Below are 22406 nucleotides of genomic sequence, written 5' to 3'. Positions count from 1 at the left end.
TTTTCGGTAGCGCCGACTACCGAAAAGGCGCACAGGCGCTAGCCTTCTACGACGCTGAGCTCGTCGAACACAATTTCGCCCGCAGCATCCGATTCCGGGATGTCGACAACGGCGAGCAGCGCCCAGCCGTGATCACCCTCCGGATCCTCGAGCACCTGCCGCACCCGCCAGAACTCGCCTTCTTCAGTGACCTGGAAGAGCGCCGGCCCGCGCGCTGACGGCCCGGTTCCGATAGTTGCGTACTCCTCGAAGTACGGAAGTAGTTGCTCTTCCCACTCGGCGGCGTCGATACCGTCTTCGAGGTTTTCCAGCTCGTTCCACTGCCGACGCGACGCGAGGTCGATGCGTCGGAACATCGCATTGCGCACCATGACGCGAAATGCGCGTGGGTTCGCCGAGATGGGACGGGGAATGTCGGCGCCGAACGCAACCTCTTCCGTGTCTGCCTCGGCTCCGGGGTCGGTGAGTGACTCCCATTCGTCGAGCAGGCTCGAGTCGACCTGGCGGATCAGCTCGCCCAACCACTCGATGATGTCTTCGAGTTCCTCGGTGCGCGCTTCCGTCGGGACGGTCTGTCGCAGCGCGCGGTAAGCGTCGGCGAGGTAGCGCAGGACGAGACCCTCGGACCGGGTGAGTCCGTAATGGCTGATCAACTCGGCAAACGTCATGGCGCGTTCGATCATGTCGCGTACCACGGACTTGGGCGAGAGGGCGAACTCGGTGATCCACGGATGGCCACCGCGGTACATCTCGAAAGCCGGGAACAGCAAGTCCGACAACGGTTTCGGCCAGGTCACCTCTTCGAGGAGTTCCATGCGCTCCTCGTACTCGATGCCGTCGGCCTTCATCTGTGCCACCGCTTCACCGCGGGCGAAATGCTGCTGCGCCATCAGAACCTGACGCGGATCGTCGAGCGTCGATTCGATGATCGAGACGACATCGAGTGCGTAACTGTCGGATTCGACGTCGAGAAGCTCGAATGCCGCCAATGCGAATGGTGAGAGCGGCTGGTTGAGCGCGAAGTCGCGCTGCAAGTCCATCGTCAGCCGAGCCATCCGGCCGTACTGGTCCGGTTCGTCGAGGCGTTCCACGATACCGGCGCTGAGCAATCCGCGATACAGCGAGATCGCTTTGAGGATGTGCTTTCGTTGCGCCGGACGCGATTCGTGGTTGTCCTCCAACAGATGTCGCATCGCGTCGAAGCAGTTGCCCGGTCGGGCAATGACATTGAGCAGCATCGAGTTGCTGACCGAGAATCGCGACACCAACGGCTCGGGCGATGCAGCGACCAAACGGTCGAACGTCGCCTCGCTCCAGGACACAAACCCCTCGGGAGCCTTCTTGCGTTGAATCTTCTTGATCTTCTTCGGATCGTCGCCGGCTTTGGCGACGGCTCGCAGATTCTCCACCTCGTGTTCGGGTGCCTGGACGACGACGGTGCCCATGGTGTCGTAGCCCGCACGACCCGCACGGCCGGCGATCTGATGGAATTCGCGGGCTTTCAGATGGCGGGTGCGGACGCCGTCGTATTTGGCCAGACCGGTGAGCAGGACCGTGCGGATCGGGACGTTGATGCCGACGCCGAGGGTGTCGGTACCGCAGATGACCTTGAGAAGTCCGTCCTGCGCGAGGACTTCGATGAGCCGTCGATACTTGGGCAACATGCCGGCATGGTGAACGCCGATGCCGTGCCGGACCAGGCGGGAGAGTGTCTTTCCGAAACCGGTGGTGAAGCGGAAACCGCCCAGCGCCTCGGCGATCGCTTCCTTCTCTTCCTTTGAACAGAAGTTGACGCTCGTCAGTGCCTGGGCGCGTTCGAGCGCGGCGGCCTGCGTGAAATGCACGATGTAGACGGGGGACTGGTTGGTGGTGACCAGATCTTCGATGGTTTCGCCGACCGGTGTGGTCGCGTACGAGAACATCAGGGGCACGGGGCGTTCCGTACCGGAGACGACCGTGGTGGGCTTGCCGGTACGGCGCGTCAGATCCTCGGAGAAGAAGTCGACCTCGCCGAGAGTTGCCGACATTAACAGGAACTGCGCATGCGGCAACTCGATGAGCGGAACCTGCCACGCCCAACCGCGATCGGGTTCGGAGTAAAAGTGGAACTCGTCCATCACGACCTGGCCGATATCGGAGTTCGGGCCCTCGCGTAGAGCAAGATTCGCGACGATCTCGGCCGTCGCACAAATGATCGGCGCCGACGAGTTCACGGCGGCGTCGCCGGTCATCATGCCGACGTTCTCGGCACCGAAGACCTCACAGAGCGCAAAGAACTTCTCGCTCACCAGCGCCTTGATCGGCGCCGTGTAATACGTACGCTTGCCGAGCGACATCGCGTAGAAATGCGCGCCGATCGCCACCATCGACTTGCCGGACCCGGTCGGCGTCGCGAGGATCACGTTTGCACCCGAGACCAACTCCATGACGGCCTCTTCCTGGGCAGGATAGAGCGTCAAACCTCGTTCGAGGGTCCACGAGGAGAAAGCGTCGAAAACGGAATCAGGATCCGCGTTGTCGGGGAGAAGTTCCGTCAGCAGCACTCGTACAGGCTAGCCGCAACCGCGGATCAGGTTGCGCTTCGCTCGTCCGAGCCCATGGCGTCGAGCACTGCCATGCGGGTGGACGACGTTCCGGTGATGGTGTTCTCGCCGACGCCGGAGATCAGCATGTGACGCCAGCGCGCCTCGTCGAAGACGAGCGGCGCTGTGCTGGAAAGGAAATCTTCGACGATCTGCAGGAAACGCATCGGATCGTCGCGGAACGGGAAGTGTCCCGAGCCGCGGAAGATTTCGAGACGTGAGTTCGGCATCGCCGCGTGCGCGAGGTGAGCGTGGGAGACGGGAATGACGGAGTCGTCGTCGCCCCAGATCAGTTGAACCGGCAGATTCTCGGTCAGGTAACAGCGGTCGAGCATCGTGACGACCTGGCCGCGCCAGTCCACGACTGCCCGCAGAGTACGAAGATAGGCCTCGTAGGCAGTGGGGTCGGGGAGATCAGCGAGCACTCGAATCAGGTCCGGCGTGTCGTGCAGCATGGTGCCGGGGCGCAGATTCGAACCGTGGACGACTCCGGCAAGGTTTCCGGCCATCCGGACGAGCGGCATCGCGCCGGGAATCCGAAGCAGTTTGACGACCTCGTTGACCACCGGAACGGACATGAGCCGCAGCAGCGGGTGAACATCCTTGGTGACACCACCGGCCGAGACCAGCACGAGGCGATCGACCATGTGCGGGAACTGGTACGAGAACTGCATCGCTACGCCGCCACCGAGCGAATGCCCGATGACGGTGACGTGCTCGATACCGAGCGTCGACAGAAGATCACGCATGCCGTTGGCGTACGCGGCTACCGAATAGTCGGCGCGCGGCTTGTCGGAGCGGCCGTGACCCAACAGGTCAGGCGCGATGACGGTGTACTTCTTGGCGAGGTGGGGAATGATCTCGGTCCACGTCGACGAGTTGTCGCCGATTCCGTGCAGGAGCAGTACTGCCGGGCCCTCTCCGGCTATCCGAAATGCGCGTCGGTAGCCGTGAATGGTCCGGAACATCATCCGCGGTTCCTCGTCGGGGACCGGTCGGAGCTGACGGTTCCGTGGTCTGCTCATGTCGCCTCCTGGCTCAGCGTGAGACCACGTTGACTGTCTGCTCCAGTTGTTGAGCCGTCAACGAAAATCTCACAGAGTTCGAGGCTATCCGACGGATGTGTCCTGAACAACAGCCCAGGTAACGGAGGGGTTGCGGAATGCGCACAATGTCGAATTATGCGCTCCACCCGTCACGTTTTGGTCAGTTGTCGCCCCGATCGGCGTCTCCAGCTGAGCCGAAATCGTCGTTTCCGGCCTGTTCGGCCAGGAACTTTTCGAACTCTGCGCCGATCTCGTCGCCGCTGGGCAGGTCGGCTTCGCCGGCCAGAAGTGACGACTGTTGTTCCTGAGCGGCGACAAAAGTGTCGTATTGCCGCTCCAAAGCGTGGACTACAGTCTGAACTTCTTCGTTCCCGGCTATGTGCTCGTTAACCTGTTCCCGAACGCGTGCTGCGGCCTCACCCAAAGCCGCCAGGGGAAGTTCCAGATCCGAAACCTCGGAAACGTTTTCGAGCAAAGTCTCTGCTGCGCCCGGGTAGTCGGTCTGCGCGAGGTAGTGGGGCACGTGAACCGAGAAGCCCATCGCCTCGTGGCCGTGCTGAGACATGCGAAGCTCGAGCAGGGACGACGCACTACCGGGAACCTGCAGTTCACCGGACCAGCGCTGATGGTCCTGGATGAGGTCCTTGTTGGTCGAATGTGCTGTCACGCCCAGCGGCCGGGTGTGGGGAATCGCCATCGGAATGGCATTGAGGCCGATGGTTCGACGTACGCCGAGCTGTTCGGACAGCAAGCGAACGGCCGTGGTGAAGCGCTCCCACTTGAGATCCGGTTCCATGCCGGCGAGCAGCAGAAACGGCGTGCCGGTCGTATCGCGCAATGCGTACAGATTGAGGGCCGGTGCGTCGTAGTCGGAGAAATGATCGGCCTTGAAAGTCATCGTCGGTCGACGCGAGCGGTAGTCGATCAGCTCGTCGACAGCAAACGACGCGACAAGTTCGGTTTCCAGGCTTTCCCGCAGATGAGTTGTTGCCAGTTTCACGGCATGGCCTGCGTCGGAGTAACCCTCGAGTCCGTGAATCAGGATCGGTCCCTGGCCGTCGGCAGCCGCCAGTTGGGGCGCCGGGAATTCCAGCTCGTACATCCTCGACTGTTCGTCCATCGCAGTCCCCTTCGCTCTTCGGTCTTGATCTCAAGTGTCCACTATCGGCGCACGCTCGACAGCATCGGAGTCAGGTGCCCGACAGCACTGGATCAGACGTTCATCGGTAAGAACACCGAGTCGGTGACCGATCATTCCCGATCGGGCGAGACGGGCGTTCGCCGAGAGCGAAGCTGAGCGGTATCTTTCGACACTTGGCCTGGGCCTTCGGCAGATGTCCGGCGCGCGGCTTCGGGCATGGCAGAGTGGAACACAAGGTCGGCGCGGCCGATTTGTCCGAAATGGACCGGTCAATTGTCCGGATCGGTCGAGGTCGAGTGCGGAGGCTTACATGCGAGTGTGTCCACGATCGTCCAGGCGAGTGGCAGCATGTTCGTTTGCAGCCGTGGCCGCCGCCGCACTGCTCGCGGGCTGCTCCGGATCGGTTCAAGGCGCACCCGTCCCGGACTCCGCGCCCGCAACAGTCGGTGCGACCGACAGCGGCTCCGAGGGGCCGAGTACGACGGCCGCGCCCAAGACATCGGCCCCCAAATCTTCTACTCCGAAAACAGCGGCATCGTTGTCGGAATTGCTTCTCACTCCGGCCGAATTTCCCACACCGTTCGATGCCGTCGTGCTGCCGCCGCAGGCTGTTCCGATGGCAGCGCCGGATCTTGTCGGCGTCCCGCGCGGTGCCACCGTCGATCCATCCGAATGTGAGCCACCGGAACAGGACTACGGCCCGAACGGGACCGTGATGGCGGTCGGGACCGACAACGCGACGAGGGCGACCATTTCGGTCGAACTCACGAAGGTCGACGCACCACTGGGCGAGTTGGAAGCGCAAACTCGGCAGTGCCCGTCCATGACCGTTACAGCGAACGGTGTCACCACAACTGTGACTACGGAAATTCTTCCGCCCTCGCCGATTGATGCCGACAAGACGATGTCACTTCGCCGCACAGTCGTTTCCCCCAAGGCCGCAGCCGGCGATCAGACGATGCTGACCTTGATCGCGCAGGTCGGCGACGTACGGGTGGCGACAACACTGATGACGTTCGGTTCTGCGACACCGTCGACGGCACCGTTGGATCAAGCGTTCACGGCAGCGGTACAGAAGGTCAAAGCAGGTAAGTGATTTCGCAGCACACAGGTCCGACAAGGAGCGGAACTGTTCGGTGCGGCGCGGTACTCGGTCCCCAACAAAAGCGGTAATCCACAGATAACTTCGAGGCAGCTGTTTTCCCTGGTCGAGCAGAGCGCCGGGTCGGGGTGATCAGCGACGGTCTGTGCATGACAACATCACCTCTTCCGGGAGAATTCGAATTCTCCGACAACGATCTTGCCGCCCTTCTCGGATGTGTCGAACGCGTCTCCGATCCAGGGGAATTGATCGCGGCAATACCCGCACTCCTGGGATTTCATCCGTCCAACTCTGTTGTTGCGCTGTCGCTGATGGGCAACTCCGCGTCGACGCTCGGCCCGGTGATGCGACACGACTACTTTCCCAGCGCCGGGGGGAAGCCTGCGCGGCAGATGAGTGCGGCGCTGCGGCAGTTCGCCGCCGTGTGTGACGGGGAGGGTGCGCGTGCAGTCGTCCTCGTGGTGATCACCGATCGTTCGACCGGTGAAACTCTTCTCGACGAAACCATCGAGCTGGCCGAGGTATTCGAAGACATACTCGCCGGAACCTGTGTCGAGCTGGCCGACGTATTATGCACGGCCGCAATAGAATCCGGTCGACCATGGGCGAGCGTCATGCGTTCGATTCACCGTGGCACCGTGCCTGACCCGGCATCCTCGCCGGTCGCGGCGGCACAGGTGTTGGGAGGGAGGGTCATTCGCAGTTCGCGTGAGGAACTGGTCCACTGGGTACACGGTGCCGGCCGCAATCACGAGACGATTGCGCGACTGATCACGAGCGGAAGAGAATCGAGTGCGTATGGCGGGGGATCAGGCGGTGATGCCGCAGTCCAGCGCCGGGTCGACCTGGTGTTGGAACATGTCCGCCGTGCGGAGGCAGGCTCTTACCCGGACCCGCAGGAATGCGCAGATCTGATGGTGGCTTTGACGGATGTTCACGTGCGTGACGTGGTGTTGGGTCTGGCGATCACGTCAGTTGCGGCAGCCGCCGAGCAATTGTGGCTCGTACTCACTCATGAAGTACCTTCTCCCGAACGATCCTGGCCGGCAACACTTCTCGGATTCTTCGCATACGTGCGCGGAGACGGTCCACTGGCAGGTGTTGCACTGTCGGCCGCACTTTCGGCCGATTCGGAACACACCTTGGCCGGATTGCTGGATTTATCCCTTCAATCCGGCGTGCGCCCCGACGGGATCCGAGACCTCGCGGCCGTCGGATTGTCCATCGGGGAATCGCTCGGAATCGGCGACTTACCGCCGGCACTGCCGAGTGGAGGCTAGCGAGCTGCGTGCGAGCGGTCGCCCAGATCCTGGAGGAACTGCCATGCATCGGCGACGATGACATCGAGATCGGTACGCGTGGGCGTCCAACCCAACTCGGCAATCGCCTTGTCGCTCGACGCGATCAGTACGGCCGGATCACCCAGGCGTCGTGACGCGTCTTCGACGTTGATCGGCAGGCCGGTGACCCGCGCACAGGCAGCGATCACCTCGCGCACGCTGAAGCCCGCACCACTTCCGAGGTTGTAGATGCGGTGCTCGCCGGGAATCGAGGATTCGAGAGCCAGGAGATGCGCTTCGGCGAGGTCCAGCACGTGGATGTAGTCGCGTACTGCGGTTCCGTCCGGCGTGGGCCAGTCGGTTCCGAAGACCGAGATCTTGTCTCGCTGCTCGAGCGCGACCTGCAGGACGAGCGGAATCAGGTGGGTTTCGATCACCCGGTTCTCGCCGGCGGACTTGTATGCGCCCGCGACGTTGAAGTAGCGCAAGCTGGTCGCGCCGAGGCCGTGAGCGATCGAGTACGAGGTGATCGCATGATCGATCGCGAGCTTTGTCGCGCCGTACGGATTGGTAGGGCGGGTCGGAGCGGTCTCCACGATCGGGGACTGCTCCGGTTCGCCGTACGTTGCGGCGGTGGAGGAGAACACGAGGCGGGGAGTACCGGAGATACGGATCGCCTCGAGCAACTCGATGGTCGTGACGACGTTTCCGCGCCAGTACTTTTCGGGGTGCAGCACCGATTCGCCGACCAGCGACTGCGCCGCGAAGTGAAGCACGCCGTCGAAAACCGGTGAACCCGCACTACCGAGGACCTCGGTGGCAAGTGCCCCCACGTCCCCTTCGATGAACTCGGCACCGGCAGGCACCGCGTCGGCATTTCCGGTGGAGAGGTCGTCGATGACGACAACCTCGTGTCCACGCTCGAGCAACACAGTGCTGCACACACTGCCGACGTAACCGGCGCCGCCGGTGACCAGGAGTTTCATCTACTACTTTCCTCAGACCTGCTTGACCTGAACGGCGTGAGCCATTTCCTCGGACAGGTCGAATCCGCTGTGACCCGGCACGATGATGGTCACCGAGCCCGGACGGGTTTCGACCGTCACCCTGGCGTCGGGAACGACGCCGGCGTCACGCAGCTGCGCGATCACCTCGGGATCGGACTGCACGTGCTCGGCGAGTCGCCGAACGACCACAGCTGTCTGTGCGCCGTGCGGAATATCGGTCAGGCGCACCAACGTTTCGGTGGTGGCAACCGGGCCGTCGAGTCCCAACTGGTCCAACCCCGGAATCGGGTTGCCGTAGGGCGACGTCGTGGGGTTGTTCAAAACGACGACGAGCCGACGCTCGACCTCCTCGCTCATCACGTGCTCCCAACGGCATGCCTCGGCATGTACGTCTTCCCATTTGAGACCGATGACGTCCACCAGCAGGCGCTCTGCCAACCGGTGCTTACGCATGACAGAGATCGCGAGATCGCGACCCTTGTCGGTGAGTTCCAGATGTCGATCGCCGGCGACCATCAGCAAGCCGTCGCGCTCCATACGCGCAACTGTCTGGCTGACGGTGGGTCCGCTCTGTTCGAGCCGTTCGGCGATCCGCGCCCGGAGTGGGACTACGCCCTCTTCTTCCAAGTCGTAGATCGTCCGGAGATACATCTCCGTGGTGTCGACTAGATCCTTCACACTCAACCCCTTCGTCAGTTGATCATTCTACCGTTCAGTTCGTGGTTCCGGTGCCGCCTCCACTGCGGCGAGTCCAGCGCATGCTCGAAATGGATTCGTGTCACTCGATCTCGGTCTCCATAGCGGGCCACGAGTGTGGTGTGCGGCACGAAACGAGAAGGAAGTAGCGTGATCCCATGACCGCGTCGATCAGATCTGACGGGGACCCCGCGGCGTCTCGAGCGAATCGAGTCGTGGTGTGGAGTCCGGAGTACCTGAGCTATCGGTGGAGCGCCGATCACCCGATGAATCCCACCCGTCTGGATCTCACGATGGCGCTCTCGCGAAGCCTCGGACTTCTCGAGGGCATCGAGTTTCTCGAACCGAGCGCCGCGTCCGATGCCGACCTCCTCCGAATCCACACACCGGCATATCTTGCAGCGGTCAAAGACGCGGGTAACTCTGCGAACAACGGTGTGAGCGGCCAGGATGTTCCCCACGGGTTGGGTACCGAGGACAACCCCGTGTTCCCGCACATGCACGAAGCGAGTGCGATCCTTGCCGGCGGATCGTTGGCCGCAGCGCAGGAAATCGCTTCGGGACGTACGCGCCGCGCGGTCAGCATCGGCGGCGGCATGCACCATGCGATGGCCGATTGGGCTTCGGGATTCTGCGTCTACAACGATGCGGCTGTGGCGATTTCGTGGCTGCTCGACAACGGTTACGACCGCATCGCCTACATCGACGTCGACGCTCACCACGGCGACGGTGTGCAACATGCGTTCCTCGGGGACCCCCGAGTACTCACGGTCTCGCTGCACCAGCATCCGGCAACGTTGTGGCCCAACACCGGGTGGTCGAGCGAAGTCGGCGACGGCGCGGCCGAAGGTACAGCGGTGAACATCCCGGTGCTGCCCGGGACCGTCGACGCGTTGTGGCTGCGCGCTTTTCACGCCGTCGTCCCGGGTGCCATTGCAGCCTTCCGCCCGCAGATCATCATCAGCCAGTGCGGGGTGGATTCGCATCGCGAGGACCCGCTCGCGGACCTCGCCCTCACCGTCGACGGTCAGCGTGCCGCGTTCCTGGCGATGCGCGACCTCGCCGACCGCTACTCCGAGGGACGGTGGCTGGCGGTCGGCGGCGGGGGATACGGACTGGTTCGCGTCGTGCCGAGAGCCTGGACCCACCTGATCGCGGCCGCGCTCGATCGCGAGATCGACGTCGACACAGCTGTCCCCGAGGACTGGAAGGACTCGACGAAACTTCGTGCGCCGAGCGTCGACCTCCCGCCGACCATGGGTGACGGCGGCGATGTCGCTTACACGCCGTGGGACGGCCCGGGTGGTACACCGGAGACAGGTGTCGCCTCGGTGGACCGTGCGCTCACCCGCATCGACTCGGCGATCATCGCGACGCGCCGCGCTTCGTTCCCGCTACTCGGACTCGACCCGGAGGATCCCCGTGACTGAACAGTCCGATACCGAAGCAGCAGGAGCCGGAACGAGCGGTGAGGTTCCCGCGACCGATCCCGCCCACACCTATCCGCATTCGTGGGTAGTCGACGTCCTCGCCTCCGACGGAGGTGCTGTGGCGCTGCGACCCATCGTTCCCGAGGACGCGGACAAGCTCGTCGAATTCCACGCCAAACTCTCCGAGCGCACGCGATACCTGCGGTACTTCGGCCCGTACCCCACGATGTCGGCGCGCGACGTCAAGAATTTCACGACCGTCGACCACCACAATCGCGTCGCGTTCGTGATGATGCTCGGCGACGAGATCATTGCGGTGGGACGATACGAGCGACTCCTCGATGTTGGGGACGGCAAGTCTGCCGAGGTCGCCTTTGTCGTCGCCGACGCACACCAGGGGCGCGGCCTCGGACCGATCCTGCTCGAATACCTGGCAGCAGCAGCGGCCGAGAACGGCCTGACGATGTTCGTCGCCGAAGTCCTCTCCGAGAACCGCAACATGGTGACGGTCTTCCGTGAGGCCGGGTACCAGGTGAGTCGCTCGTTCGACGGCGGTGTGCTGCGACTCGAATTTGCGATCGACCCGACGGAAGCGCTTGTTTCGGTACGTAATTCGCGGGAGCGGGCAGCCGAAGCACGCAGCATGGGTAACGTACTCAGCCCACGATCGGTGGCCGTGATCGGCGCATCGGCGGACCCTGCCAAGGTGGGCAACGCGGTGTTGACCAACCTGCTGCGCGGCGGATTCACCGGACCTGTTTACCCCGTCAATGCCGAGCATCGGTCGGTGCACGGGGTGCGGGCGTACCCGACGGTTCGTGACATCCCCGACGACGTCGACCTGGCTGTCGTGGCGGTTCCTGCGGAATCGATCAATTCGGTACTCGACGACTGCCTCGACAAGGGCGTCAAAGCGCTGGTGGTCGTCTCGTCCGGCTTCAGTGAGAGTGGTCCGGACGGGCGCTCGTCCGAACGCAAACTGGTCCACGCGGCCCGCGCCCACGGAATGCGGCTCATCGGCCCGAATGCGCTGGGCGTCGCGAACAACGACCCGGCGATTTCGTTGAATGCGACGCTCGCGCCGGTTTTGCCGGTGGCAGGCAACGTAGGCTTCTTCTGTCAGTCCGGCGCGCTCGGCATCGCCATTCTCGACGAAGCCGCGCGCAGCCGAATCGGATTGTCCGCCTTCGTTTCCGCCGGTAACCGTGCGGATGTCTCGGGCAACGACCTTCTGCAGTACTGGGATTCCGACCAGTCCACCGAAGTGGTACTTCTCTACCTGGAGAGCTTCGGCAACCCCCGAAAGTTCTCCCGCATCGCCCGTCGAGTTGCGCGGAAGAAGCCGATCGTCGCGGTCAAGAGTGGTCGGCACGCGGTTCCGCCAGTGCTTGCGGCCACCGGAGTCGAGATCGACGATTCGATCGTCCGCGCCCTCTTCGAACAGGCCGGCGTCATCCAGGTCGGCTCCATCTCACAGTTGTTCGACTGTGCGCTGCTCTTCGGATATCAGCCGTTGCCGGCCGGTCCACGGCTTGCCGTCATCGGCAACTCGACCGCGCTCGGTGTCCTTGCTGCGGACGCCGCCCGCAGTGAAGGTTTGCAAGTCAGCGACCCCGTCGACCTCGGCGCACAGGCGAGCCCGGAACTGTTCGCCACGGCCGTGCGCGACGCGTTGGCGTCGTTCGACGTCGATGCCGTCATCGCCGTCTTCGTTCCCCCCGTTGCCATACCGGTCGAGCCGTTCGCGAAAGCACTCAAAGACGCGGTGGCCGGCTCGGACAAGCCGATTCTCACGACGTTTCTTGCAGCGGAGGGTGTGCCGGACGTCCTGGCGGTCCGTGACGAAGTCGGTAACCCGACCCGCGGTTCGGTGCCGTCCTACCCGGGGCCGGAGCGTGCCGCACTGGCGTTGGCGAGGGCTTGGCGTTACGCGGAGTGGCGCAGCAAGCCTGCGTCGAAGGTCGTCCGCCCCGTGGGAATCGACTCCGAACGAGCCCAGAAGATGGTGGCCGATTGGCTCGAAAACTCGCCTGGGCGTTGGCTTTCGGACGTGGAAGCGGCGGCTCTCCTCGAGTGCTACGGCGTCGCCGTCGTCGAATTCCGTTCGGTCCTGAGCGAAGACGAAGCTGTAGAGGCAGCGGATGCGGTCGGCTATCCGGTCGCGGTCAAGGCAACCGGCGAAATGTGGCGTCACCGACCGGATCTGGGCGGCGTCAGGCTGGATCTGAGTGGACCGGAATCGGTGCGCCTCGCATACCGCGACCTTGCGGCCGCGTCCGGTGAACCGCTGCTGCACGTGCAGAAAATGGCGACCAAGGGCATCGGATGTGTGGTCGGTGTCCAGGACGACCCGTCCTTCGGCTCGCTGATCTCGTTCGGGCTCGCCGGTGTGATCTCGGACCTCCTCGGCGACCGTGCCTATCGCGTGCTGCCACTCACCGAGGACGCGGCAACCGAATTGATCGACGCACCCAAGGCAGCACCGCTTCTGTCCGGATATCGCAACGCCGTTCCGGTCAACAAGGGTGCGTTGGTGGATCTGGTTCAGCGCATCTCGGCGCTGGCCGACGACCTTCCCGAAGTCCGCGAACTGGCCTGCGAGCCGGTACTCGCTTCGGCCACGGGAGCAGAGATCACCGATTCACGCGTCCGAATCGGACCTGAACCGAGCGCAATCGACCTTGGGCCCAGGCGGTTGCGGTAGATACAGCGGTTGGGGTGGATACAGCGAACAACACCGGCCACCGCACATTTCCCGAGGGGGAGGGAAATAGCGGTGGCCGGTGCTCTGTGCGGTGCGTCAGCGCGAGTGGTGTGGCGCGCCGACGCACGTGCTGTGTTCGATCAGCTGGCGTATGACCGCAGTTTCTCGGCGCGATCACCGACACGGAGCTTGCCCATGACCTCACGCTCGATCTGACGAACCCGCTCGCGCGAGAGACCGAAGAGCTTGCCGATCTGATCGAGGGTGCGGGGCTGGCCGTCGTCGAGACCGTAGCGAAGTCGGATGACCTGCTGTTCACGCTCGTCGAGAGTCCCGAGCACGCTGCGCACATCGCTGTGAAGCAGACCGGCGATGACGGCGTTCTCAGCCGAGGTCGCCTCGGAATCTTCGATGAAATCGCCCAAGGGCGCTTCTTCGTCGTTGCCGACCGGCATGTCCAGGCTTACCGGGTCGCGGCTGTGGTCGAGCAGATCGGCGATCTTGTGCGCCGGGATACCCGACTCTTCGGCCAACTCGTCGTCCGTCGCTTCGCGCCCGAGCTGCTGGTGCAGTTCGCGCTTGATGCGGGCGAGCTTGTTGACCTGCTCCACGAGGTGGACTGGGAGCCGGATGGTGCGGCTCTGATCAGCCATTCCACGGGTGATCGCCTGACGGATCCACCAGGTGGCGTACGTCGAGAACTTGAAGCCCTTGGCGTAGTCGAACTTCTCCATGGCACGGATGAGTCCGAGGTTGCCTTCTTGAATGAGATCGAGGAGCGGCATGCCGCGGCCGGTATAGCGCTTGGCCAGCGAGACGACGAGTCGCAGGTTCGCTTCCAGGAGGTGGCTGCGCGCCGACTGTCCCTCGCGAACGATCGTTGCGAGATCCCTCTTCTTGGCGACTGTCAGGCGCTTTCCCGTGGCAAGAACGTGGCTGGCGTACAGCCCCGCTTCGATTCGCTTCGCCAGTTCGACCTCGTCTGCTGCTGTCAGCAGTGCGGTACGACCGATCCCGTTCAGGTAGACGCGGACCAGATCTGCGGCCGGGCTCTGGGCGTCCAGATCTGCGGCGCTCGGACGAATGCGAGTAGTGGTGCTGGGGCTTGTCATGACTTGCCTCCCTATCGGCGGTCTCTCACACAGTTCAACGTGTGAGAGTTCCGGGAAAGTTCCCGCGCCGATTTCCGCTAAATCGCCGTGACCTGCAGTTATTTCCCAGTCGTCCTGAGAAGTTGCTGAGAACACAAAAATCTGCAACTCGCCGGGAACTCAATTCGTGACGGGAAGCACCAACCCGTGACGGACCAGCGAGACCAGCAGTGTGACGACGGCCTCACGTAGTTGGTCAGGGTCTTCGCCGTTCGCAGCGGCGAGAAGTTCCACCAGTTCGTCGACCACCAATCCGTCCGCTCTGAGCCCGGCGAGCAGCGCAGCACCGAGCTCGTCGATCTCGTGCTGCCAGTGCGGTCCGTTGCCACGGTGCACACGCGTGACCACTTGCTGCCATCCCTCGTCACCGGGGAGGTAGACGCGTTCGAGAGCCGTGTCCGGATCGAGGACGAAGCGTTCCTCGAGGACGTCGTGTTCACGCAACCAGGCAAGACGATCGAAGTACGCCGACGACTCGGCCCCGAGTGGGTCCGAGAATCCGTGCATGAGGTCCTCGGCCATCAGATCGGTGGGGAAGTCGGTGCGGCGGAGGAAGACGAACCCGAATCCGACGCCTTCGACGTCCGCTTCTTCGAGGTGGTCAAGCCAGGCGTTCGCCCTGGACGCCGTTTCCGGGTCCCGTGGATCCTGCCCGCCGTCCTTGAGCCACGTGCCGACGTACAGAGCTGGGTCCGCCACGTCGCGCTGGACCACCCAGGCATCGACGCCGTGCGCCGGCAGCCACGACGCGATCCGCGAACGCCAGTCCTGCCCTTCGATGTGCACCCACGACGCCAACAGTGCTGCCGTGCCGCCGGGGTTCAGGTAGTCGATCGAGCGGGAGATCATCAATTCGCTCGCACCGTCGAGATCGAGGCCGGAATCGCGGTACGTGTGATGCACGCGTGCCTCGCCGACGACAAACGGGGGATTGGCGACCACCTGGTCGAAGGTTCGACCCTCGACAGGTTCGAACCAGGACCCTTGAAGCAGTTCGACGTCGAGTCCGTTGAGCGCCATGGTCGCGGCCGTCAGATCGACCGCGCGTTGATTGATGTCGGTTGCGGTGACCGAATCGGCATACGTGTTCGCGTGCAGGGCTTGGATGCCGCATCCCGTGCCGAGGTCGAGCACGCTGCCGACCCTCGCGGTGGGCGTGGCCTGCAACAAGGACAGCGATGCATGGCCGACACCGAGCACGTGATCGGCTGTGGCCTTCTTCGGGCGGATTCCGCCGTCGAGATCCGAGATCACCCAACGATCACCGTCGCCGACGTCGATGGGGCGAAGATCGACCGCGGCCCGCACCAGTGGGTTCTCACTGTCGAAGTTCTCACCTTCGAGAAGACCGGCGTCGACGCACTGCGCCATTGTCAACGGAGCCAGCGCTGCAGCGACATCGGCGGCCGGGCAGTCATCGGCGAGAAGGAACAGTCTGATGAGAACGCCCAGATCCCCGTGTTCGAGGCTGGCGCGGCGGACAGGGACCGGCTCACTACGGCCGAGAGCGGCGTGAACTTCGGGCCCCAGTGCGTCGAGCATGGTTCCGGTGTCGAATCGATTGCGAAGCAGAGCCTCACGCAGCGCAGGGGTGATGGACAGGAGCGTTTCGCTTCTCACCCGGTCATTCTCGCAGGCGGAACTTGTCAGCCTTCGATGGTGTGGTGCGTCGCGGATTCGATCTCGCCTGCGGTCTTCTTTCGCCCGTCGTATCGACTCGGCTCGTCCTTGGTGCGCGGTGGTCGGTCGTTGGCGATCAGGACGGCGATCCAGGGAAGCGGAATGGATGCACCGATGATGAGCATCGAGATCCAGGCGTTGGCCCAGATGCCGTACGCGATCGCCGCGAGGATCAACGCCGGGAACCGGAAGGACATGATGATCATGTACTTGCGCACTCGGGCTTTGTGCTGTTCTTCGACGGACTTCTGCGCTTCGGTGATCAGTACGGGATTGTCGGGAGTCCCGGCCTCGTCGGACCTGCCGAACGCGCCATTTCGTGCCATGACTCCACTGTTCCACTCTCGGCAGACAATTGCACACGACCCGTAGGTCGCACCGCTGTGACGGAGACGGCATTATTGGAGGGGTGAGCACTCAAACCAAGGAACGTCCCGACGTCTCCACCGACGAAACGACCGACGACGACACCCCGAAGTTCTTCCACTACGTGAAGAAGAACAAGATCGCCGAGAGCGCCGTCATGGGCACCCATGTCGTCGCACTGTGCGGCGAGGTGTTTCCCGTGACGAAGTCCGCCAAGCCCGGATCACCGGTGTGCCCGGACTGCAAGAAGATTTACGAAGGACTCCGTAAGGGCGACTGACCTCGGGTCACGCGAGCGGCGGTACTTCCAGAGCTCGGTGGATCGACAGCCTCGACGCAGTCGGACGCCGGGCTCTTCGCGTCTGTGTCCGGCTTGCCGACAGGATCTTGGTCGTTGCAGGAGTTCCGGCGCGACTCCGTTTGGTTGCTCGCCGTTTGTCTGCTGCGCGGCCGTCCGTACGAGGGAACCGCGGCTGGATCCGCTTTGTCGCCCGAGATGCGGATCGGGCTGGTGGCCAGGTGCCAGGTCAGGTTGGTGACCGGGCCCGTGGCGTCGTCGGTGTTCTGAGAAGCGAGCCACTCTCGCATCTGCTCCATCCGGGTGGCACGAGCCGGCCAGAATTCCTGCACCGTCGCGTTGAACTCGGCGCCGAGCACGACGGCAAAACCGAGGAAGAAGGTGAAGAGCAGAAATGCGATCGGCGTTGCCAGCGCGCCGTACGTGTAGCCGGTGCTGGTGACAAATCCCAGGTACCAGCGTAATCCGGTGCTGGCGGCCATGAAGAACACACCGGCGACCAGAGCGCCGGCGAGGAGTCGATGCCACGGCAGCGACTTCGGCAGAGCGACCTTGTAGAGCGTCGTGAGGCCGATGATCACCAGTAGGCCGACCGCGGGGTAGTAGAAGGTGTCGACCAGATTCGATCCGACTTCGTACCAGGAGGCGGGCAGTGCTCGCCCGACGAGCGTCGGTCCGAGAGCCACCAACGGCAGGATGAACACCGCCATCACCAGGAACATCACGTAGAGCAGCAGGGCGAAGATGCGCTGCCAGATGGGATTGCGTGCGTCTTGCTGACCGTGTGCTTCCACGATCGAGTCGACGAACGTACTGATCGCCGACGATCCCGCCCACAGGGAGAGCAGGAAGCCGACCGAGATGATTTCCGGCCGTCCGCGCTGCAAAACGTCCGTGACGGTCGGACGGATGATCTGGTCGACGACGCTTTCGCTGAAGATCGTTCCGCTGAACGTGACGATCTTGGATTCGATGATCTCGACGGTGTTGGGTCCGAACCATCCACCGATGTAGCCGATCATCCCGAGAAGGCCGAGCAGCAGGGGAGCGAGTGACAGCGTTTGCCAGAACGCGGCCGTAGCCGCCTTTCCGAAGATGGAATCGTCCCAGGCCTTGCTCAGCGTTCGACCGATCAACTGCCCGGTGCGGCGTAGCGGATGCCATCTGCGGTGGTGCAGATCACTTCCGCTCGACTTCTCGCCTCGCGCTTCACTCATGATGTCTCCAGCATCCCTGACGACACACCCGGTTGCCCAACCATGGCGCCGACGTGTCGCACATTTCTGAGACAATTCGCGTGCAGGTCGGCAGGATGCGAGGGCAGCGAAAGCTCGCCGGCCGGAGTGAGAACGGCCATGAGTACGCGCTTCGAGTGCGGCTTTCGTCGGTGGCGGCGTCTAGGCTCGTCGCCGGACATTGATGAAAATTCGAGGAGCGCGAGACAACAGTGCGATTCCAGTGGAGGCGCGGCCTATGACGTCTGAGACCGTGGCAGCCGAACTCGGCAATTCGACCGAACCCGCCGGAGCCCAATCCGCGGGAACCCAGCCTGGCGCCCCTACCGGTTCCCTTCGTGCATGGCAGCGCCGTGCACTGACCAAATACCTTTCCAGCAGCCCCCGTGACTTCCTGGCGGTCGCAACGCCAGGAGCAGGTAAGACCACCTTCGCTCTGCGAGTAGCTTCGGAATTGCTCCGCGACCGGACGGTCGACCAGGTCACCGTCGTCGCTCCGACCGAGCACCTCAAGCACCAGTGGGCCGAGTCCGCTCAGCGCTCCGGCCTGGCATTGGACTCGCGGTTCTCCAACTCGACCGGCCAGACCTCGAGTGACTATCACGGAGTCGTGCTGACCTACGCCCAGGTTGCTTCGCACCCGTCGAAGCACCGTGTGCGCACCGAAGGCCGCAAGACGCTGGTCATCCTCGACGAGATCCACCACGGCGGCGACGCGAAAAGCTGGGGCGACGCCATTCGTGAGGCTTTCGGCGACGCGACCAGGCGGCTCGCGCTGACCGGAACTCCGTTCCGCAGTGACGACAGCGCCATTCCTTTTGTCGAGTACGAGCCGGACAAGGAAGGTCTGCTCCGCTCGAAAGCCGATCACTCCTACGGATATTCGGATGCGCTCAAGGACGGCGTGGTGCGACCCGTCGTGTTTCTCGCCTACTCGGGCGAAGCGCGGTGGCGCAACAACGCGGGTGAGGAATTCACCGCCAGGCTCGGCGAGCCGCTGAGCGCCGAGCAGACGACTCGGGCCTGGCGGACGGCCTTGGACCCTGCCGGGGACTGGATTCCTGCCGTGCTGCACGCAGCAGACACCCGTTTGGCGCAGCTGCGCAGTACCGGTATGCCCGATGCGGGTGGACTTGTCATCGCGACCGACCAGACAGTGGCCCGCGAGTATGCGAAGGCGCTCGCCGCGATCACCGGCGAACAGCCGGCCGTCGTGCTGTCCGACGACCCCACCGCTTCCAAGCGAATCGCCGAATTCGGTGCAAGCGACCAGAAATGGATGGTCGCGGTCCGGATGGTGTCCGAGGGCGTCGACGTTCCCCGTCTGGCTGTCGGTGTGTACGCGACCAGCGCGTCGACCCCGCTGTACTTCGCTCAGGCGATCGGGCGCTTCGTGCGTTCGCGTCGCAAGGGCGAGACTGCCAGCGTCTTCCTGCCTTCGGTACCGGTGCTCCTCGACCTTGCCGCGCAGCTCGAGGCTCAGCGTGACCACGTCCTCGGGAAGCCGCATCGTGAGAAGGACGGCCTCGAAGACGACCTGCTCGCCGATGCGAACAAGCAGAAGGACGAACTGGGCGAGGAGGAGAAGGCGTTCACGTCCCTGGGCGCCGACGCCGAGCTCGACCAGGTGATCTACGACGGATCATCCTTCGGTACCGCGACGTTCGCCGGAAGCGACGAGGAAGCCGACTACCTCGGACTCCCCGGCCTACTCGACGCCGATCAGATGCGGGCGCTGCTGCGTCAACGTCAGCAAACGCAGGTCGAGGCCAACTCGGCCAAGGCCGCCGCCCCGCAACCCACTGCGGCAGTGGTATCCGATCGAGCGGCGACGGCAGATCAACTCGGTGCGCTCCGCAAGGAGCTCAACGGGTTGGTGGCGATGAACGTTCACCGCACCGGTAAGCCCCACGGCATCATTCACGCGGAACTGCGCCGGGTGTGCGGCGGCCCGCCGACGGCCATCGCGACCGTCGATCAATTGACCGAGCGCATCGCGATCCTACGCAGCTGGTAGCAGCTGATACCGGCTCCGGAACGGCAGAACGGGCGATCACAGTGATTGTGATCGCCCGTTCTGGCGTTCATGGCGCGCCTCGTGAAGAGGCCACCCCCGGCTGACAGGTCAGAGTGCGGGTTCGCTTTCGGAGACGACGGCATTCATCTCGCGAAGTCGATCCGCGTGTTCGGTTGCGTGGTGTCCGCAGAAGAGAAGCTCGCCGCCGGTGGGAAGCACGGCGCGTACGCGTGCTCCGGCACCGCACCGGTCGCACCGGTCGGCAGCGGTCAACTGTGGGCTGGTCAGTGTTCCGGGCATGACTCCTCCGTACTGGCTTTGCGGCATTCGGGCCGCGTGCCTGGGGCCTGGTCCGCCGCGTCGGAATGGCGCGGTAGATCCACTCTTACAGACGTTTGGGGTTTACGGGTTGTTCCCGAACCCGTTTCTTAGTGTTGTGTCTCACTGGAAATGCGCTGGGCAGGCATTCTTCGGTGAAGATTGTTCGCTGACAGCTGATTCGAATCGTCGACGTCAGCCCGATATTCTGGGCTGATGAACCCGGGACGCGAACCACGTATCGACGAGAGCGTCGAGTTGCTCCACATGTGCACGCGCGAGGAATGGGCGCGGGCACAACAGTTCGGTGAACGCATCCCCGACGGATTCGAGGCCGAGGGATTTGTTCACATGTCGACTCCGGCGCAGGTTCATCTCCCGGCGAATCGGATCTTCGCCGGCCGCGACGACATTGTTCTTCTCGCGATCGATCCGGCCTTGCTCAATGGTCAGGTGAAGTACGAACCCGGTGTTCCCTCGGACCCGGAATCGATGCGATTCCCGCATCTGTACGCCCCGATTCCGGTCGCTGCCGTCACCGCTGTCGTCGAGTATTTTCCGGACGAGAACGGCGTATTTCCGCCGGTTCGGTAGGTCGCCGGTACGCCCACCGCGAACGGCGCCAAGCGGATTACGGCCCTCACGCGATGCAGGTCGCCGATCGGCGCTACCGTTGGTATATGAACGTAGAAGTCACCCCACTACCGGGGATCGGGACGCGCAAGGATTTTGTTCTGTCTTCCGGTCGTCGCGTGGGTGTCGTCACCCATCGGGACGGTCATACCGATCTCATCGTGTCCAAGGCAGACGACCCTGACGCGTGTGCTGCCTCGTTGCCTCTGACCACCGAGGAAGCGGCAGCGCTCAGCAATCTCCTGGGTGCCCCACAGCTCGTTGCCCAGCTCGAAGAAGAGCACCGCGACCTTCCGGGAATACGAACCAAACAGCTCTACATCAAGGACGGCTCGCGCTACGACGGGCAGACCCTCGGGGACACCGGCATGCGCACGCGAACCGGAGTCTCCATCGTCGCCGTCATGCGTGCAGGACAGGTGAGCCCGTCCCCGAACCCCGACTTCACCTTCACCGGGGGAGATCTTCTCGTCGCCGTCGGAACGCCGGACGGTTTGGCTGCAGCGGCAAAAATCTTGGCCAACGGCTGACTGGCGCGTGGACACAACCACCCTTGCACTGATCGAACTCGGCGCGGTCTTCTTCGCGCTCGGACTGCTCGGACGGCTGGCTGCTCGCGTCGGGATGTCGCCGATCCCGTTCTACCTGATCGGCGGCCTGTGCTTCGGGCAGGGCGGTTTCATCCAGCTCGGGGACATCGGCGAGTTCTCTCATCTGGCCAGTGAGATCGGGATCGTCCTGCTGTTGTTGCTGTTGGGGCTCGAGTACACCGCAGCCGAACTCGTGACCGGCCTCAAACGCTCGCGAGTAGCGGGCATCGTCGACATCGTTCTCAACGCGACTCCCGGCGCGGTCGTCGGCTTGATTCTCGGTTGGGGCATTGTGGGGGCGACGGTCATGGCCGGCGTCACCTACATCTCGTCTTCGGGCATCATCGCCAAGGTGCTCAGCGACCTGGGTCGCCTCGGTAACCGCGAAACGCCGGTCGTCCTGTCGATTCTGGTGTTCGAAGATCTGGCAATGGCGCTGTACTTGCCGATTCTGACCGCAATGCTCGCGGGCGTCAGCTTCCTTGGTGGACTCGAAGCGGTCGGCATCTCGTTGTTGGTCATCACCGTGGTTCTGGTTGTGGCACTGCGATACGGACGGTACGTTTCGGCGCTCCTCGACAGCCCGGACAGTGAGACGCTGCTGCTCAAACTGCTCGGTGCCGCGCTGTTGGTTGCCGGCATCAGCTCGGCGATGCAGGTGTCGGCGGCTGTGGGTGCGTTTCTCCTCGGAATCGCGATCTCCGGTTCGACCGCACACAACGCCAGTCGCGTGCTCGAGCCACTGCGGGATCTGTTCGCCGCGATGTTCTTCGTGGTCTTCGGTCTCAACACCGATCCCAGTTCCATTCCGCCGGTCCTCGGGTGGGCAGCGATCCTGGCCGTCGTCACCGCGATCACGAAGCTGATCACCGGGGCATGGGCAGCCAGACGTCAGGGTGTCGCGCGAATGGGCCAGGCGCGCGCCGGTGCTGCTCTGATCGCCCGCGGTGAGTTCTCCATCATCATCGCCGGGCTCGCAGTGTCCGCCGGTGCGGTCGACGCCGAATTGGCGGCATTGGCAACGGCTTACGTACTCCTGATGGCAGTGATCGGTCCGGTGGCGGCAAGAGTTATCGAACCGGTTGCCTCGTTGTACATCAAGGTTCGTACGAAGTCCTGATTGCGGTCCT

The 22406-nt window shown here is 63.5% G+C and carries 19 protein-coding genes; 9 read left to right on the top strand and 10 right to left on the bottom strand.

Going from position 1 to position 22406, the window contains the following annotated elements; all coding sequences use genetic code 11:
• Positions 1-38: 38 nt before the first annotated feature.
• From ACFWAD_RS15985 to ACFWAD_RS15975, 3 genes are all read right to left on the bottom strand, one after another.
• Positions 39-2543: a DEAD/DEAH box helicase gene (locus tag ACFWAD_RS15985; protein WP_378545428.1), complete on the bottom strand. Its 2505-nt coding sequence runs from the start codon at positions 2541-2543 to the stop codon at positions 39-41.
• Between the two features lie 26 nt (positions 2544-2569).
• Positions 2570-3607 (bottom strand): alpha/beta fold hydrolase, encoded by a 1038-nt coding sequence (locus tag ACFWAD_RS15980; protein WP_019748230.1) that lies wholly within the window; start codon positions 3605-3607, stop codon positions 2570-2572.
• Between the two features lie 181 nt (positions 3608-3788).
• A complete protein-coding gene (locus tag ACFWAD_RS15975; protein WP_378445810.1) occupies positions 3789-4748 on the bottom strand; it encodes a proteasome assembly chaperone family protein in 960 nt (319 codons plus the stop codon).
• Between the two features lie 361 nt (positions 4749-5109).
• Between ACFWAD_RS15975 and ACFWAD_RS15970 the strand changes: the two genes are divergently transcribed.
• On the top strand, positions 5110-5865 hold the full coding sequence (locus tag ACFWAD_RS15970; RefSeq protein WP_378533389.1) for a sensor domain-containing protein: 756 nt from the start codon (positions 5110-5112) through the stop codon (positions 5863-5865).
• A gap of 155 nt (positions 5866-6020) precedes the next feature.
• Entirely contained in the window at positions 6021-7151 is a 1131-nt protein-coding gene (locus tag ACFWAD_RS15965; protein ID WP_378545425.1) for a DUF4192 domain-containing protein, read from the top strand.
• On the opposite strand, the gene galE is transcribed toward ACFWAD_RS15965, so the two are convergent.
• Both galE and ACFWAD_RS15955 read right to left on the bottom strand, forming a co-directional pair.
• Positions 7148-8137: a UDP-glucose 4-epimerase GalE gene (gene galE, locus ACFWAD_RS15960; RefSeq protein WP_378533385.1), complete on the bottom strand. Its 990-nt coding sequence runs from the start codon at positions 8135-8137 to the stop codon at positions 7148-7150. The genes ACFWAD_RS15965 and galE overlap by 4 nt on opposite strands.
• A 12-nt stretch (positions 8138-8149) precedes the next feature.
• Complete coding sequence (locus tag ACFWAD_RS15955) at positions 8150-8836, bottom strand: metal-dependent transcriptional regulator (RefSeq protein WP_003942150.1); 687 nt, start codon at positions 8834-8836, stop codon at positions 8150-8152.
• A 176-nt stretch (positions 8837-9012) separates the two neighbouring features.
• On the opposite strand from ACFWAD_RS15955, the gene ACFWAD_RS15950 reads away from it, so the two are divergent.
• Entirely contained in the window at positions 9013-10284 is a 1272-nt protein-coding gene (locus ACFWAD_RS15950) for an acetoin utilization protein AcuC (RefSeq protein WP_230817180.1), read from the top strand.
• Positions 10277-12988, top strand: a complete 2712-nt coding sequence (locus tag ACFWAD_RS15945; protein WP_378545422.1) for a GNAT family N-acetyltransferase — start codon at positions 10277-10279, stop codon at positions 12986-12988. Before ACFWAD_RS15950 ends, ACFWAD_RS15945 begins: the two co-directional genes overlap by 8 nt.
• A 140-nt stretch (positions 12989-13128) precedes the next feature.
• On the opposite strand, the gene ACFWAD_RS15940 is transcribed toward ACFWAD_RS15945, so the two are convergent.
• The 3 genes from ACFWAD_RS15940 to ACFWAD_RS15930 form a co-directional block, all read right to left on the bottom strand.
• Positions 13129-14100 carry a sigma-70 family RNA polymerase sigma factor gene (locus ACFWAD_RS15940; RefSeq protein WP_003942639.1) on the bottom strand — a complete coding sequence of 324 codons (972 nt, stop codon included), beginning with the start codon at positions 14098-14100 and terminating at the stop codon, positions 13129-13131.
• A 159-nt stretch (positions 14101-14259) separates the two neighbouring features.
• Entirely contained in the window at positions 14260-15759 is a 1500-nt protein-coding gene (locus ACFWAD_RS15935) for a methyltransferase (RefSeq protein WP_378545419.1), read from the bottom strand.
• Positions 15760-15785: 26 nt separating this feature from the next.
• Positions 15786-16145, bottom strand: a complete 360-nt coding sequence (locus ACFWAD_RS15930; RefSeq protein ID WP_019748237.1) for a DUF3099 domain-containing protein — start codon at positions 16143-16145, stop codon at positions 15786-15788.
• Positions 16146-16228: 83 nt separating this feature from the next.
• On the opposite strand from ACFWAD_RS15930, the gene ACFWAD_RS15925 reads away from it, so the two are divergent.
• Positions 16229-16465: a DUF3039 domain-containing protein gene (locus ACFWAD_RS15925; RefSeq protein WP_003942602.1), complete on the top strand. Its 237-nt coding sequence runs from the start codon at positions 16229-16231 to the stop codon at positions 16463-16465.
• Here ACFWAD_RS15925 and ACFWAD_RS15920 read toward each other — a convergent pair.
• Positions 16438-17700 (bottom strand): YihY/virulence factor BrkB family protein, encoded by a 1263-nt coding sequence (locus ACFWAD_RS15920; protein ID WP_378545412.1) that lies wholly within the window; start codon positions 17698-17700, stop codon positions 16438-16440. The genes ACFWAD_RS15925 and ACFWAD_RS15920 overlap by 28 nt on opposite strands.
• A 256-nt stretch (positions 17701-17956) precedes the next feature.
• Between ACFWAD_RS15920 and ACFWAD_RS15915 the strand changes: the two genes are divergently transcribed.
• Positions 17957-19735: a DEAD/DEAH box helicase gene (locus ACFWAD_RS15915; RefSeq protein WP_378545409.1), complete on the top strand. Its 1779-nt coding sequence runs from the start codon at positions 17957-17959 to the stop codon at positions 19733-19735.
• Between the two features lie 108 nt (positions 19736-19843).
• Here ACFWAD_RS15915 and ACFWAD_RS15910 read toward each other — a convergent pair whose 3' ends face one another.
• Positions 19844-20035, bottom strand: a complete 192-nt coding sequence (locus tag ACFWAD_RS15910; RefSeq protein WP_378533373.1) for a hypothetical protein — start codon at positions 20033-20035, stop codon at positions 19844-19846.
• Between the two features lie 234 nt (positions 20036-20269).
• Here ACFWAD_RS15910 and ACFWAD_RS15905 point away from each other — a divergent pair, with 234 nt between their 5' ends.
• The 3 genes from ACFWAD_RS15905 to ACFWAD_RS15895 all read left to right on the top strand — a co-directional run bounded on the left by ACFWAD_RS15905 (position 20270) and on the right by ACFWAD_RS15895 (position 22396).
• Positions 20270-20647, top strand: coding sequence for a DUF952 domain-containing protein (locus tag ACFWAD_RS15905; RefSeq protein ID WP_378545405.1), 378 nt, complete (start codon positions 20270-20272; stop codon positions 20645-20647).
• An 86-nt stretch (positions 20648-20733) separates the two neighbouring features.
• Positions 20734-21216 (top strand): cation:proton antiporter regulatory subunit, encoded by a 483-nt coding sequence (locus tag ACFWAD_RS15900; protein WP_021344116.1) that lies wholly within the window; start codon positions 20734-20736, stop codon positions 21214-21216.
• A gap of 7 nt (positions 21217-21223) precedes the next feature.
• On the top strand, positions 21224-22396 hold the full coding sequence (locus ACFWAD_RS15895; RefSeq protein WP_378445818.1) for a cation:proton antiporter: 1173 nt from the start codon (positions 21224-21226) through the stop codon (positions 22394-22396).
• Positions 22397-22406 lie beyond the last annotated feature (10 nt).

Origin of the sequence: Rhodococcus sp. NPDC059969, from assembly GCF_042738325.1 — a bacterium.
In the GTDB taxonomy this organism is placed as follows: Bacteria; Actinomycetota; Actinomycetes; order Mycobacteriales; family Mycobacteriaceae; genus Rhodococcus_F.
The sequence above is the reverse complement of the archived record's forward strand: the minus strand, read 5'-3'. Positions and strand labels throughout refer to the sequence as shown.

Excerpts from the sequence above, each read along its gene's own strand:
- ACFWAD_RS15980 (WP_019748230.1), bottom strand. The coding sequence starts at position 3,607 with ATGAGCAGACCACGGAACCGTCAGCTCCGACCGGTCCCCGACGAGGAA.
- ACFWAD_RS15975 (WP_378445810.1), bottom strand. The coding sequence starts at position 4,748 with ATGGACGAACAGTCGAGGATGTACGAGCTGGAATTCCCGGCGCCCCAA.
- ACFWAD_RS15965 (WP_378545425.1), top strand. The coding sequence starts at position 6,021 with ATGACAACATCACCTCTTCCGGGAGAATTCGAATTCTCCGACAACGAT.
- galE (WP_378533385.1), bottom strand. The coding sequence starts at position 8,137 with ATGAAACTCCTGGTCACCGGCGGCGCCGGTTACGTCGGCAGTGTGTGC.
- ACFWAD_RS15950 (WP_230817180.1), top strand. The coding sequence starts at position 9,013 with ATGACCGCGTCGATCAGATCTGACGGGGACCCCGCGGCGTCTCGAGCG.
- ACFWAD_RS15940 (WP_003942639.1), bottom strand. The coding sequence starts at position 14,100 with ATGACAAGCCCCAGCACCACTACTCGCATTCGTCCGAGCGCCGCAGAT.
- ACFWAD_RS15930 (WP_019748237.1), bottom strand. The coding sequence starts at position 16,145 with ATGGCACGAAATGGCGCGTTCGGCAGGTCCGACGAGGCCGGGACTCCC.
- ACFWAD_RS15920 (WP_378545412.1), bottom strand. The coding sequence starts at position 17,700 with ATGAGTGAAGCGCGAGGCGAGAAGTCGAGCGGAAGTGATCTGCACCAC.
- ACFWAD_RS15915 (WP_378545409.1), top strand. The coding sequence starts at position 17,957 with ATGACGTCTGAGACCGTGGCAGCCGAACTCGGCAATTCGACCGAACCC.
- ACFWAD_RS15910 (WP_378533373.1), bottom strand. The coding sequence starts at position 20,035 with ATGCCCGGAACACTGACCAGCCCACAGTTGACCGCTGCCGACCGGTGC.
- ACFWAD_RS15905 (WP_378545405.1), top strand. The coding sequence starts at position 20,270 with ATGAACCCGGGACGCGAACCACGTATCGACGAGAGCGTCGAGTTGCTC.
- ACFWAD_RS15900 (WP_021344116.1), top strand. The coding sequence starts at position 20,734 with ATGAACGTAGAAGTCACCCCACTACCGGGGATCGGGACGCGCAAGGAT.